The organism is Rhodococcus sp. NPDC055024 (genome assembly GCF_053608585.1).
The window spans coordinates 739,259-752,675 of the sequence record NZ_JBSGVT010000001.1; the positions used below are offsets into that span (position 1 = coordinate 739,259).

Sequence of the window (13,417 nt, forward strand, 5' to 3'; positions counted from 1 at the left end):
GAGTGTGTAGCTGTGGGAGGAGGATTCAGAAAACGACGATAGGTTTGATGGTCGATCCGTTCTCGGAATCCGCGAACGCGGTGTTGATGTCGTCGAGTTTGTAGTTCTTGATGAGTTTGTCGATGGGGAATCGTCCCTGCTCCCAAAGGAGAACAAGGCGAGGTATGAACTGCTGTGGGACCGAGCTTCCTTGAATGATCGTTTTGAACGTCCAGCCCTTCACGAGTGAAGCGCCGATCTCGAATGTCACGTCCGTCCCTGGTGCTGCCGCGCCGACAAGGGCCACGGTGCCGCCGATGCCCAGCGAGGCGGCGGCCTGCTGGAGGACTGCTGGAACGGCGGTGGTGTCGAGTGCGAAGTCCAGTCCTTCACCGCCGGTGATCTTCTCGAGTTCGATAGCCACGTCGGTCGTCCTACTGTTGATCGTGTGGGTGGCCCCGATGGTCTTGGCCAATTCGAGTCGCGAATCGTGGAGATCGATCGCCACGACCGTGCTACATCCGGCAATCTGTGCCGCCATGATCGCGGCGGAACCGACAGCGCCGGTTCCGAACACGGCGATGGAAGTTCCCGGTGAGGGACGAAGGTCGTTGAGAACCGCTCCGGCACCAGTCTGCAGACCGCAACCCAGGGAAGCGATGATCTCCAACGGAGCCTTCTTGTCGACCTTGATCACGCTGGTCTCGACCACGTTTGCATAGGACGAGAACGAAGACTGTCCGAAGAAGTGAGAAGAAATAGGTCCGTCGTCATCGGAGAGTGAGGTGGACCCGTCGCGCCGCGCACCTCCGAAGTCTTCCGCAAATAGGTTCTCGCAGTAAGCGACTCGGCCTGATCGGCACTGCACGCACTTCCCGCAGTAGGCAGCTGAAAGAACAACATGATCGCCGACGTCGACGGTGGTGATGTCAGAACCGATCCCTTCGACGACACCCGCGCCCTCGTGGCCGAGTACGGCAGGCAGCGGGGTGGGATAGACGCCGTCGCGGACGATCGCATCGGTGTGGCATACACCCGACGCGACGATTCGTACGCGGACTTCGTTAGGGCGTAGGTCGTCGAGTTCGAGACATTCGACGGTCAGTGGTTCGCCGGTGGCGCGGGCAACGGCGGCAGTAACTGTGGTGGTCACGGGTGAACTTCTTTCGATTCGGCGACGACGCGGGGTGTGGTCGACGGCTGTGTGGGTGTCGGTGTGGCGACCCGCGGCTTGTCCTGCGCGTCGGAGGCGGGGCGTTTATTCCCGACGAGAGCTACTGCAAAGCAACCGATTCCGGCGAAGGCTGCAAACGCGTAAAAGTTCCATTCGACATCGAGTGCCGAGGATGCGATCCAGCCGTCCAGGATGGGTCCGAAGATCGCCCGACGCGACCGAGGCCGGCCATTACGACGACGGTCATCGCACCGTAGAGCGGAAGGCCGAAGCCCAGGGTAAGGATGGCAAGCACGGCGAGGAGGAACGACGTCACTGTGACCGGTTTGCTTCCGAATCGATCTGCAATTCTCGAGGCGATCAGCGCCCCGGCGACGGCGCCTACGTTCAGCACGAGAAGGAGGCCGAGAGAACTGCCGAGGGAGTACGCGGCATGCCGCATGATGTTGGGAAGCCATGTGTCGGCGCCGTACACGAGCAACAGTCCAGAGAAGGGGGAGATCAAGACTAGCGGCAACGGTAGCTTGCGTGGACCGTTGGTAGGCGACCAGGTCGTAGCCGTCGGAGACGATGATCACGAAGCAGCGTGCTACGACGGCCGAACTGGCGCGGCGAGCGCACGATGCGTAGAGACGCGACGCGGCCTGGGAATTCACCCGATTCCTCCGATGATGAGTTTTGAGAGACTGGTGCCGAAGTCGCTGGTGTGCAGTCGCCATCCCAGGTGAGAGTCGGTTCAGTGCGTGAACACAGTCACTATGTGTCACAATGTATCAAGAAGTCAATATAAATGACACATTTAAAAGTCGATGGACGGCTGATATTTGCGAAGGAGGCACCGATGCGACCACGTGCTCTGGTGTTTGATCTGTATGGCGAGTACTTCCGATACATGGGTGGGTCGGCCAAGTTGGGAGCCTTGACCGAGTTGATGGCTGTCTTCGGGATCGAGTCGGCAACGGTTCGCGTGGTGATGGCGCGCCTGCGGAAGGAGGGTTGGTTCGACTCGACGAAGAGTGGCCGGGAGGTCTCCTACGTGCTCAGCGAGAAGAGTTGGCGACTCCTCGACGATGGCCGTGCACGAATCTTCGAAAGGCACTTCGATGACTGGGATCGCACCTGGACGCAGGCTCTTGTAGATGAGGGTGGGCTTGGTCGCGAACAGCGTAAACGCATCGAAACCGCGCTGAACTGGTACGGCTTCGGGGCATACGGCAGCGCTAGTTGGTTTTCGCCGCACGACAGGGAGAAGCAACTCCGAGAAATGCTCAGAGGCGACGACGAGTTGAGGATTCAATTCCTGAGAAGCCACACGGTCGGACTGACCAGTGACCGCTCTATTGCGGAGCATTGTTGGGACCTTGCCGAGCTCGGTGTCGAGTATCAGCGGTTCATCGAGGAGTTTCAGCCGCGATTGGCCGGCTTCCGTCGTGGTCTGGACGGGGAGCGTGCGCTGGTTGAGCGTATGAAACTGATTCAGGAATACCGTCGGTATCCGTTCCGGGATCCTGATCTGCCGGATTCGCTGTTGCCGCCTCGATGGCGAGGGCGGGACGCGCACGAGATCTTCACCGAGTGTCACGACGAGCTGCGTGGAAGTGCGGAGGAATTCGTTCTGCTGGTGGCCGGCGATTCGGCATCGACAGAATCAGGTTCCGTAAATATGTAACAAAAATATTGACTTGAATCACTTCAATGACACATGATTAGGTCAGTGGCCCGAAATTCGGGCCCACACTCCACGCGAGGGGCCGACATCGATGTCTATCCCAGATCGACAGCAAGATTCCACCGCTGCGCCACTGCGCATCGCATGCATCGGTGGCGGGCCGGGCGGACTCTTCGCCGCAATCGCCTTGGCGCACAACGTCCCCACTGCGATAGTCGACGTCTTCGAACGAAACCAGGAAAGTGACGTCTTCGGTTTCGGCGTCGTGTTCTCCGATGCCACGCTCGACAACATCGATCGCGTCGACCCGATCCTTCGGAACACGTTGGCCGAGCACGGTCGGCACTGGGACAGTATTGAGGTACACGCACACGACACGATCACCGCCGCAGGCGGAAACGGTATGTCCGCGGTCCATCGCCGAGTGCTCCTGGGCGCACTCAGAAATCGCGCAACCGCGTTGGGTGCCACACTGCACTATTCGGCTGACACCTCGGTGCTATCACTTGACGCGACCGGCGACTACGACTTGGTCATTGCGGCTGACGGAACCAATTCGGCTTCTCGTGAGTCGTTCGCCGACGATCTCGGACACTCCGTCGAAGAAGCTGCAGTGAAGTTCATCTGGTTCGCTACGACATTCCAGTTCGACGGACTGACATTCCTCCACAAACAATCCGAACACGGCAATTTTGCGGTACATGCCTATCCGATCGGTTCCGGCCTGAGCACATTCATCGTCGAGACCGACGAAGACACCTGGAGCCATGCCGGTCTCGACGGCTTCGACATGACTTCACCGCCCGGTGAGTCGGACATGGTGTCGCAGCGTTACCTCGAAGAGCTCTTCGCGGACCAGATCGACGGTGCGACATTGGTCGCCAACAACTCCCGCTGGTCCAACTTCCGCACTCGCCGCACCCACCATTGGCACAGCCATACCGACCGTGGAACCCCGGTCGTGTTCCTTGGCGACGCAATGCATACTGCTCATTTCTCGGTCGGATCGGGAACGAAGATGGCGATGGAGGACGCAGCCGTCCTGGCGCAGACAGTGGCCGAACACTCGTCCGACCTCGATACCGCCCTGGAGGAGTTCGAGCAGATTCGCAAGCCGCAGGTAGCGAAGGTCCAGAACTCCTCGATACCGAGTCTTGCCTGGTGGGACCATTTCGGCGAGTACTACCGCGAGTTGGAGTCGTGGCAGTTCGGTTTCCATTTCTTCACTCGGTCCATTTCCGCGGAGAAGATTCGTCTGCGTGATCCCCGGTTCGTCGAAGACGCGGAACAGTCCTGGTACGAACAGAACGGGGCGAAGCCTCTCGACACTCCGCTGAACCTTGGTCCCGTAGCCCTCGATTCACGGTTGTTGACACTCGAACAAGTGGACACCTATTTGCTACGTCTGACCGACGGAAGCGGTATGTCCGACGCGTTGCCTGTGTACTCGGCTTCCGACTCCGACCGTACGAGCCTCGACGCAGACGCTGTTTCGCGACTCGACGTGTTGTGCGCCGGGGGCGCAGATGCCGTGATCGTCCGTGACGGAACAGAGCTCTCACGCGTACTCGCCGCCGAGTACGTCCGCCTGCGCCGGCATGTTCCCGCCATCATCGTAGACAGGGAAACATCGGTGCGAACGCGACGCGCAGTCGACGAACGAGACTGCGCAGCCACGCTGGTCTTGTCCGGTCGGGCCGATGCAGTCGTTTTCGAGAAGAGCCAAGTGTACGACGCCGCGAACACGACACCGGAGGTCTCGAAGTGACCGCAGTGCAGGCAACGTCGATCGCGGAATGTGCTGACGGCGCACGGTCGCTCGACCCTATGTTCCGGCCGTCGTCGATAGCAGTGTTCGGCGTGTCGACGTCACCGGGGAAGCTCGGCTCAGTGATGTTTGATGCCGTCGGACGCGGAGGCCATGGGTCGATCGCGACCTTCGGAATCAACCCGCGCGGCGCCGAAGACGGCTATCACACCTCGATCGCAGCGGCCACCGAAGCGCATGGCGCTCCGATCGACTTGGCCGTTCTGTGCATTCCGGCAGCGGCAACGCCTGCCGCCCTCATTGATGCGGCCGCGTGCGGAGTTCGTGCAGCTCTGATTTGCTCCGGTGGATTCGCAGAGGCCGGCGAACGGGGCGTCGCACTTCAGAACCGCCTGGCGACGATCACCGCCGAGACCGGTATACGTCTGCTGGGACCGAACACGTCCGGCTTCTTCCGTCCACAACAGACCACAGTCAGTTTCGTACCGACTGTCGAGCACATCTCCAACGGTACCGTCGCCGTCGTCGCCGCAAGCGGAGGTATGAATCACGCTTTGTCGTTTCTACTGTCGGAGAGCGGAGTCGGCGTCGGACTCGGGGTTGGACTCGGAAACAGCGTCGATGTGACCGATGTCGACGTTCTGCGCTACCTGCAGTACGACGAGTCGATCACCGCGATAGCCCTGTACGTCGAATCGGTCGAAGACGGACCTGCCTTGCTGTCTGCTGTTCGCGACGTGAGCGCGGTCAAACCCATTGTGGCCATTGTGGTCGGACGCAGTGACATCTCGGCGTTCTCCGAATCTCACACAGGCGCGCTCGCCACGTCCTGGCGCACCACGCGAGCGTTGCTCACCGAAGCAGGCGCTGTCGTGGTCGACGACGAGAACCAACTGGTCGACGCGCTCGCGGTGCTGAGCCGAACCCGTCTCCCGGCATCGGCATCGCCTGGCATCGGCCTTGTGACGGCTCAGGCGGGGCCAGGCCTCATGGTTCTCGACGCGCTACTCGCGGGCGGCGTGCGCGTACCGACACTCACTGAGTCGACGCAAGCTGCATTGTCGGATCTTCTGCCTCCGTTGACTTATCAGGCTAACCCGGTCGACACCGGCAGGCCGGCAGACACGTTCTCTGCCGTACTGCGCGCCACGGCCAACGACGCCCAGGTCGACGGACTCGCCGTGTACGCGTTGGCCGAGCCGGACGCCATCGATTTGGCTTGGGTGGTGGGGGAATCCGGCGTGCCTACCAGCCTGCCGGTGGTCCTCGGAATCGGTGGGCCGCGGCAGGCTGTGTCCTCCGCGACCCAGTCCGCAGCGGAGTTCGGCCTGCCTGTACTGGGTAGCCCGACGTCTCTTGCCAACGGTGTTCGCGCACTTGTCGACGATGCGAAGGTTCGACACGGTCGCCGCGACGGGAAGACCTCGCGTACGTCGATTGCCCCGGCGGTCACGTTGCCGGTCGACGAAGCGGAAGGCAAAGATCTTCTCGATGCGTTGGGGATTCGCACACCCGATCGGCGCGTCGTACGTGACCGGGCCGACGCGCACCGAGCCTTCGCGGAACTAGAACACCCTGTCGCTGTCAAGATTCTCGACGCGTCGGTACTGCACAAGACTGAGATCGGTGGCGTGCACCTGTCCATTCGAACCGCGACGGAGCTCGATACGGCTCTCGATGCGCTCGACGCGATCAACTCGCCGGCTTACCTGCTGGAGAGCATGGCCGGTTCTGGTGTCGATCTGTTTCTCGGTGTGCGGAGAGATGCGGTGTTCGGGCCCATTGTGGTCGCGGGTCTTGGTGGCACGACAGCCGAAGCAATCGGTGACGTCGCGATTCGCAGCGGTGATGTCACATTGGCTGCAGCAACGACGATGCTCGACGAGCTCCACACGACCGCACTCCTGCATGGGTGGCGTGGCGGTCCGAGTTTGGACCGGGACGAGTTCGGCCGTGCTGCAGTAGCTCTCGTCGAATATGTGAAAGAGCACGAGGAGATCGGTGATCTGGAGGTCAACCCCTTACGTCTGACAGTCGACGGTTTGATCGCGCTCGACGCCGTGGTCGTCGGAGCGTCGCTCTCTGCTACTGAAGGAGTTTGGTGATGAGTACGAAGGCAACTCTCTCCATCGACGGCGTCGTGCCGTGGCCCGAGGACGTGGCCCGGCAGTACCGCGAAGCGGGTTACTGGAGTGGACGCTCGCTGGGCTCCTACGTAGCCGAGCAAGTGCGTTCTGCCCCGGACGCGGAAGCTCTCGTCGACGGATCGACCAGGTTGACCTACCGCCAATTGTGGAACACCTCAGCGGCGTTCGCACAGAAGGTGCTCGATCTGGGCATCGCCCCTGCCGACCGAATCGTTCTACAGCTTTCCAATTCGTGGGAGTTCGTCGCTCTCACGTTGGGATGCTTCCGAATCGGCGTCGTCCCGGTCATGGCACTGCCCGCGCACCGGCGGCACGAATTGACCCACCTCGCTGCGCTGTCCGGCGCCGTCGCGATCGTCGTGGCCGACAGCGACAAGGACACCGATCTGCGGACAACGGCGCAAGAGGTCGCTGCGGAGGTTCCGACGGTCAAAGTGGTTCTGGTTCACGGAGCGCTCTCGGTTGGGCCTACCGCGACCCCTGAGTGCAGCCTTGCCGAAGCCGCGCGGACAGTCCCTGTCTTCGCCGAGAACGAGTACGAGCCCTCGGGCGGCGACGTGGCGTGCTTCCTCCTCTCCGGCGGCACCACCGGTCTCCCCAAGCTCATCGTTCGTACGCATGACGACTACGCGTACAACATCATTCGCTGCAATGCAGTCACCGAGATCACCTCGGACAGCGTGTACCTGGGCGCGCTGCCGAGCAGCCACAATTTTCCCCTCGCATGCCCCGGAATTCTGGGAACGTTGTTCGCGGGCGGTCGGACGGTCATGCTTCCGTCTGCCCGACCCGATCGAGCATTGGTTGCGATCGACGCCGAGGGTGTGACCGTTGCTACCGTCGTTCCCGCAGTCGCACAATCCTGGATAGAGCATCAGCGTGAGCATCACACGCTGACGGGGTCGAGTCTGAAAGTTCTGCAGGTCGGCGGTTCGCGTATGCCGGACGAGTTGGCGGTGCGGGTGGAACCGGTACTCGGTGCTCGTCTTCAGCAGGTCTTCGGTATGGCCGAAGGTCTCATCAACATGACGCGATTGGACGACGACCTGGAGGTCATCACCAACACGCAGGGACGGCCCGTTAGTGAAGCCGACGAGATCGCCGTCGTCGACGAACACGGAGATCCGGTCGAAGACGGCGCACCCGGTGCGCTACTGACCCGTGGTCCGTACACGCCGCGCGGGTACTTCCGTGCGCCAGAACACAATGCACGCGCATTCACTCCGGACGGCTGGTACGGCAGTGGTGACATCGTGGTCCGGCGACCGGACGGCAACCTCATTGTTGCCGGTCGCGACAAGGACATGATCAACCGTGGTGGGGAGAAGATATCCGCAGAAGAGGTCGAGAATTTCGCCTACCAGGTCGACGGCATAGAAATGGCGGCCGCGGTCGCAATGCCCGACTCGAAGCTAGGTGAACGACTTTGCCTCTACGTCTCGGTGGTGCTTGGGAAAACGGTGGAACTGGACGATGTGGTCCGCGTGATGAACGCAGCAGGCGTGGCTCGATACAAACTGCCGGAGAAGCTGATCGTCGTCGATTCCATTCCAACCACCAAGGTAGGCAAGTTCGACAAGAAGGCGATGCGCGACGACATTCTTGCCCGCCTCGCTGCAGATCAGGAGAGACACCGATGACCGACACCGATATACAGCCCGTAGATCCGGCACTCGATCAGCTCTATCGAGACTTCGAGACCGAGAACCTCATGCCGCTCTGGACTCAGCTGGGTGACCTCATGCCCACGGCGCCGAGGTCCAAAGCAATTCCCTTCGTGTGGAAGTGGTCGACGCTCTACCCGCTCGCGCAGCGCGCAGGCGACCTCGTGCCGGTGGGGAGAGGCGGTGAGCGTCGCGCAATCGCACTGGCGAACCCTGGTCTGGCCGGCGTCCCGTACATCACTCCGACGTTGTGGGCGGCTATCCAGTATCTCGGACCGAAAGAGGTTGCGCCCGAGCATCGTCACGCCCAGAACGCATTTCGATTCGTCGTGGAGGGCGCAGGGGTGTGGACCGTCGTGAACGGTGACCCCGTTGCAATGCGACGAGGCGACTTCCTGCTGACTCCTGGGTGGAACTTCCATGGCCATCACAACGAGACCGATCAGCCCATGGCCTGGATCGATGGACTCGACATTCCGTTCGTCCACTACACGGACACTGGATTCTTCGAATTCGGTTCCGAGAAGGTCACCGACGACTCGACACCCGACATTTCGCGCTCGGAGCGCCTGTGGGCCCATCCTGGTCTTCGCCCGCTCGTCGGATTGGATGCCAAGTCGAGTTCCCCGATTGCGGCATACCGGTGGGAACACACCGAGGCGGCTTTGAGGGCACAACTCGAACTCGAAGACGAGGGTTTCGCGGCCACGACCGAACCTGGTCACGCGGCCGTCCGCTACACCAACCCGACAACTGGCGGCGACGTGATGCCCACTGTTCGCGCCGAATTCCACCGTCTTCGTCAAGGCGCCCACACCCGACCGCGACGCGACGTCGGCTCCACTGTCTACCAAGTATTCGAGGGCAGTGGACGATTCGTGCTGAACGGCGAGAGCAAGCCGGTCGATACCGGTGACATGGTCGTCGTTCCATCGTGGACCGAATGGTCGATCCAAGCGGACACCGAGTTCGATCTGTTTGCATTCTCGGACGCGCCGATCATCGAGAAGCTGCACTTTGCCCGCACCATCGTCTCCAAAGGAGCTTGAACTATAATGAAGCTTGCAACTCTGCGTCGAAATGCGAGCACAGTCGCAGTTCGTGTCAACGACTCGTCGGCAACCGTCATAGATGGCTACATCGATCTGACCGCCCTTCTCGAAGATCCCGCCTGGCGTGAAATTGCGGAAAATGCGGCCGGTGAACTAGTCGACTTGTCCGATGCAGACTATGCACCGGTAGTGCCGCGTCCGGGAAAAATCGTCTGCGTCGGACTCAACTACGCCAACCACATCAAAGAGATGGGACGCGACCTCCCCGAGTTTCCGACGCTGTTCGCCAAGTTCCGCGAGGCTTTGACGGGCCCGTACGACGACGTGGTGGTGCCTGCCTATGCGGCGAATCAGCTCGACTGGGAAGGTGAGCTGGCGTTCGTCGTCGGCAAGCAGGCGTATCAGGTCTCCGAGGCGGACGCCGAAGAGTACATCGCAGGATATTCGGTTATGAACGACTACACGATGCGTGACTACCAGTACCGCACCCTGCAGTGGGATCAGGGCAAGACCTTCGAGAAGACCAGTGGATTCGGTCCGTTTCTCACCACGACGGATTCGTACGCGTTCGGCGGAACGCTCGAAACCACACTCGACGGAGAAACGATGCAGACCACCACAACCGACGACCTGGTATTCGACCCTGCCAAACTAGTCGAATACATCTCTCACATCGTCACGCTGCAGCCAGGCGACGTCGTCATCACCGGTACACCCGGGGGCGTCGGGCATGCCCGTAAGCCAGGGGTCTACATCCAGGACGGTCAGACCGTCGAGGTGTCGATCGAAGGCTTGGGCTCCGTTCGCAACAAGACCATCGTCAAGTAGAGCATCCGACGTGAGCTTTCACGAATCCAGTCTCGAGGAACGGCTACTCGTCGTTCGTCGAGGAACGTCCTACTTCGCGCAGCGGCTGTCGGAGCTGACCGACGCCGAACTCGACGAGCCGTCTTTGTTGTCGGGTTGGACCAGAAGGCATCTCGTCGCACACGTCGGGTACAACGCTGCTGCACTGTGCCGACTGATGGATTGGGCGGCATCCGGAATCGAGACGCCGATGTACGAATCGACCGAGCAACGTGGGCGGGAAATCGAAGAAGGGGCATCTCTGTCTCCGGCCGCGATTCGAAACCTGTTCGACCACACCGTCGCTCGTCTCGACGAAAACTGGAGAAACCTTCCGTCTTCGGCGTGGGGAGCCGAGGTGAGGACAGCCCAGGGCCGAACGGTCCCCGCCTCGGAGGCGCTGTGGATGCGCACGCGCGAGGTGTGGACCCATGCTGTGGACCTCGGCAACGGTGGGCGGTTCGGGGACTTTCCCGAGGTTGTCGACGAAGGGTTGCTCTCCGACATCGTCGGCATGTGGCGGAAGAAGGGCGAGGGCAGCGGTCTTGCGTTGTGGGTTGAGGGGCGCAAACAGATCGAGGTAACGTCCGACGTCGCGGTCACCACGACGATCCACGGATCGCTCCCCGCCGTCACCAGGTGGGCGGCTGGGCGCGGTGGGATCGGAGTGACGGTAACCGGCGAGGGTGGTGAACCACCTCGTTGGTTGTAGAACAGAATCCCCCAGCTGGTGATTACGGTCAGACATCGCGCCTCGACGGTCATCATCAGCTCAGCGCTTTATCCGCAGGAGTTGGAGCTGGCGGCACCGGACAGAGAGATCAGCTGCGGAGCGGGAGCGGCGCAGCAACCGCCTTCGGCTTCCGCGGTGTCGGGTTCGTCGAAAACGCCTGCACCACCGCAGACTCCGGTCTCGGGGAGGATCAACTCCACCCGCGTAGCGGCTTCGTGGTCACCGGCCAATTCGGCGGCGATGCTGCGCACCTGCTCGTATCCGGTCATGGCCAGGAACGTCGGTGCGCGGCCGTAGCTCTTCATCCCGGCGAGGTACACGCCCGGTTCGGGATGGCGAAGTTCCTTCGCGCCGTGCGGGTACACGGTGCCGCAGGAGTGGACGTTCGGGTCGATCAACGGAGCGAGTTGCGTCGGCGCCTGCAGTACCGGGTCGAGGCCGAGGCGGATTTCCGACAGCCACGACAGGTCCGGGCGGAATCCGGTCAAGGTGACGACGTTGTCGACGTTCTCGATCCGGGCACCGGCGTCGGAAATCAGTGTGAGCTGCCGATTTTCGGCAGATTCGACGGCTGCGGTGCGGAAACCGGTGACGACGGTGAGAAGCCCGTCGTCGACGGCCTTCTTCGCACGTAGTCCGAGGGCGCCGCGAGCGGGTAGCTCGTCGGATTCGCCGCCGCCGAACGCGGAACCGACGCTCCCGCGGCGAACAGCCCACGTGATCCGGGTACCGGGGGCATCTTCCTCGAGACCGGCCAACGCGACGATCGCGGTCAATGCGGAATGGCCGCTGCCTGCGATGACAGTGTGCTTGCCGACGAACTGGGCACGCACTGCCGCGTCGTCGAGATCAGGCACACGGTAGGTGATCGCGGCTGCGGCAGCCTTCTCGCCGAGGGCGGGCAGTCCTTCCCCTCCGAGCGGGTTCGGGGTGCCCCAGGTGCCGGAGGCATCGACGACGGCCTGAGCGAAGACGCGGTCCTCGCTGCCGTCGCCGCGGCGCAGGTGAACGGAGAGGGGCTCGGTATCGCGGCCGGCGTCGACGACCAGGTCGCGGCCACGTCGGGCGACACCGACCACCTCGGTGTCGAACTGCACGGCATCACCGAGGGCTGCGGCGAGGGGTTCGAGGTAGAGCTGTCGCCACTGCTGTCCGGTCGGATATGCATCTCCGTCGGGAGCGCTCCACTCGGTCTGCTCGAGGAGGAGGCGGGCAGCTGGATCGACCAGCTCTGACCAGCGGGAGAAGAGCCGGACATGATTCCATTCGGCGATCGCCGCACCAGCGACGGCACCTCGCTCGAACACCAGCGGCGTGAGTCCTCGTTCGCGCAGTTGCGCGGCAGCGGCGAGGCCGATCGGTCCGGCTCCGATCACGACAACGGGTAGTTCGGTCATCACTATTTCCTTTCATCGACAACAATCGATCTTTAATGGACTGTATCGATATCGATCAATGAAGGCAACCATCGACGAAGATCGATATAGTGTGTGCATGACATCGCTGCAGACCCCGACGGTGCGCGTCGGCGATTCGGATCAAGGCTGGATCGACTCGAACGTGCTCGAGCAGGCTGACGCTGACACGTACGCACAGTGGTTCGCGTGCCTGGCCGAACCGATGCGAGTGCGGCTGCTGCACCGCGTCGCGAGCGCTGCCGGCGGGATCACGATCGGGGCTCTCGCCGAGGCGTTGGGAATCGGGCAGCCGACGGTCTCCCACCATGTGCGCAAGCTCGCCGATGTGGGATTCGTCAGCCCGCGCAAAGAGAGGACCAGCACCGTGGTCGCGATGAATCCGACGTGCTGCGTCGCTTTGCCGCAGGCCGCCGACATCGTGATGGGAGTTCTCGCGCCGCGGCCGTGCTGCCCGAGCGATCTTCCCGACGACGTCGCCGTCCGGGTCATGTCCGATGACGACTGGGACGCCGTTCTGCGGATCTACGGCGAAGGAATCGCCACGCGCAACGCCACTTTCACCACCGAAGTCCCCAGCCGGGAGTACCTCGATGCGCTGTGGCTGCCGAACCATCGCTGGGTCGCCACCATCGACGATGTCGTCGTCGGCTGGGCAGCCCTGAGTCCGGTGTCCGGGCGGGACTGCTACCGCGGAGTCGCCGAAAATTCCGTCTATGTCGCCGACGGTATGCGCGGGCGAGGGGTCGGAAAAGCGTTGCTACGCAAGCAAGTCATGTTGGCGGACGACGACGAGCTTTGGACCTTGCAGACATCGATCTTCCCCGAAAATCGCGCCTCGGTCTCATTGCATCACTCGGCAGGTTTCCGCACCATCGGGATCCGGGAAAAGATCGCCCAACTCGACGGGATCTGGCGCGACACGGTCCTGCTCGAACGGCGATCAGCGGCTGGCCCCACCTGAGTTTCC

General features: G+C 62.0%; 11 protein-coding genes. 8 read left to right on the top strand and 3 right to left on the bottom strand.

Features of this window, described 5'->3' with window-relative positions; all coding sequences use genetic code 11:
* Positions 1 to 25 precede the first annotated feature (25 nt).
* The gene (locus tag ACWF6P_RS03370; protein ID WP_452619966.1) at positions 26 to 1,132 is read right to left on the bottom strand and encodes an NAD(P)-dependent alcohol dehydrogenase; all 1,107 of its coding nucleotides are present in this window, start codon (positions 1,130 to 1,132) and stop codon (positions 26 to 28) included.
* A gap of 121 nt (positions 1,133 to 1,253) precedes the next feature.
* Entirely contained in the window at positions 1,254 to 1,670 is a 417-nt protein-coding gene (locus ACWF6P_RS03375; RefSeq protein ID WP_452619967.1) for a hypothetical protein, read from the bottom strand.
* Between the two features lie 324 nt (positions 1,671 to 1,994).
* Here ACWF6P_RS03375 and ACWF6P_RS03380 point away from each other — a divergent pair, with 324 nt between their 5' ends.
* The 7 genes from ACWF6P_RS03380 to ACWF6P_RS03410 all read left to right on the top strand — a co-directional run bounded on the left by ACWF6P_RS03380 (position 1,995) and on the right by ACWF6P_RS03410 (position 11,011).
* Positions 1,995 to 2,822: a PaaX family transcriptional regulator gene (locus ACWF6P_RS03380; protein WP_452619968.1), complete on the top strand. Its 828-nt coding sequence runs from the start codon at positions 1,995 to 1,997 to the stop codon at positions 2,820 to 2,822.
* Between the two features lie 91 nt (positions 2,823 to 2,913).
* Positions 2,914 to 4,590 (top strand): FAD-dependent monooxygenase, encoded by a 1,677-nt coding sequence (locus ACWF6P_RS03385; RefSeq protein WP_452619969.1) that lies wholly within the window; start codon positions 2,914 to 2,916, stop codon positions 4,588 to 4,590.
* On the top strand, positions 4,587 to 6,695 hold the full coding sequence (locus ACWF6P_RS03390; protein WP_452619970.1) for an acetate--CoA ligase family protein: 2,109 nt from the start codon (positions 4,587 to 4,589) through the stop codon (positions 6,693 to 6,695). Before ACWF6P_RS03385 ends, ACWF6P_RS03390 begins: the two co-directional genes overlap by 4 nt.
* Complete coding sequence (locus ACWF6P_RS03395; protein ID WP_452619971.1) at positions 6,695 to 8,377, top strand: (2,3-dihydroxybenzoyl)adenylate synthase; 1,683 nt, start codon at positions 6,695 to 6,697, stop codon at positions 8,375 to 8,377. The genes ACWF6P_RS03390 and ACWF6P_RS03395 overlap by 1 nt, the downstream gene beginning before the upstream one ends.
* A complete protein-coding gene (locus tag ACWF6P_RS03400) occupies positions 8,374 to 9,450 on the top strand; it encodes a cupin domain-containing protein (protein WP_452619972.1) in 1,077 nt (358 codons plus the stop codon). Before ACWF6P_RS03395 ends, ACWF6P_RS03400 begins: the two co-directional genes overlap by 4 nt.
* 6 nt (positions 9,451 to 9,456) lie before the next feature.
* A complete protein-coding gene (locus ACWF6P_RS03405) occupies positions 9,457 to 10,281 on the top strand; it encodes a fumarylacetoacetate hydrolase family protein (RefSeq protein WP_452619973.1) in 825 nt (274 codons plus the stop codon).
* A 10-nt stretch (positions 10,282 to 10,291) separates the two neighbouring features.
* Positions 10,292 to 11,011 carry a maleylpyruvate isomerase family mycothiol-dependent enzyme gene (locus tag ACWF6P_RS03410; RefSeq protein WP_452619974.1) on the top strand — a complete coding sequence of 240 codons (720 nt, stop codon included), beginning with the start codon at positions 10,292 to 10,294 and terminating at the stop codon, positions 11,009 to 11,011.
* A 68-nt stretch (positions 11,012 to 11,079) separates the two neighbouring features.
* On the opposite strand, the gene ACWF6P_RS03415 is transcribed toward ACWF6P_RS03410, so the two are convergent.
* Positions 11,080 to 12,429 (bottom strand): NAD(P)-binding domain-containing protein, encoded by a 1,350-nt coding sequence (locus ACWF6P_RS03415; protein ID WP_452619975.1) that lies wholly within the window; start codon positions 12,427 to 12,429, stop codon positions 11,080 to 11,082.
* A 97-nt stretch (positions 12,430 to 12,526) separates the two neighbouring features.
* On the opposite strand from ACWF6P_RS03415, the gene ACWF6P_RS03420 reads away from it, so the two are divergent.
* Positions 12,527 to 13,411 carry a helix-turn-helix domain-containing GNAT family N-acetyltransferase gene (locus tag ACWF6P_RS03420; RefSeq protein ID WP_452619976.1) on the top strand — a complete coding sequence of 295 codons (885 nt, stop codon included), beginning with the start codon at positions 12,527 to 12,529 and terminating at the stop codon, positions 13,409 to 13,411.
* Positions 13,412 to 13,417 lie beyond the last annotated feature (6 nt).

Excerpts from the sequence above, each read along its gene's own strand:
- ACWF6P_RS03405 (WP_452619973.1), top strand. The coding sequence starts at position 9,457 with ATGAAGCTTGCAACTCTGCGTCGAAATGCGAGCACAGTCGCAGTTCGT.
- ACWF6P_RS03395 (WP_452619971.1), top strand. The coding sequence starts at position 6,695 with ATGAGTACGAAGGCAACTCTCTCCATCGACGGCGTCGTGCCGTGGCCC.
- ACWF6P_RS03400 (WP_452619972.1), top strand. The coding sequence starts at position 8,374 with ATGACCGACACCGATATACAGCCCGTAGATCCGGCACTCGATCAGCTC.
- ACWF6P_RS03385 (WP_452619969.1), top strand. The coding sequence starts at position 2,914 with ATGTCTATCCCAGATCGACAGCAAGATTCCACCGCTGCGCCACTGCGC.
- ACWF6P_RS03420 (WP_452619976.1), top strand. The coding sequence starts at position 12,527 with ATGACATCGCTGCAGACCCCGACGGTGCGCGTCGGCGATTCGGATCAA.
- ACWF6P_RS03415 (WP_452619975.1), bottom strand. The coding sequence starts at position 12,429 with ATGACCGAACTACCCGTTGTCGTGATCGGAGCCGGACCGATCGGCCTC.
- ACWF6P_RS03380 (WP_452619968.1), top strand. The coding sequence starts at position 1,995 with ATGCGACCACGTGCTCTGGTGTTTGATCTGTATGGCGAGTACTTCCGA.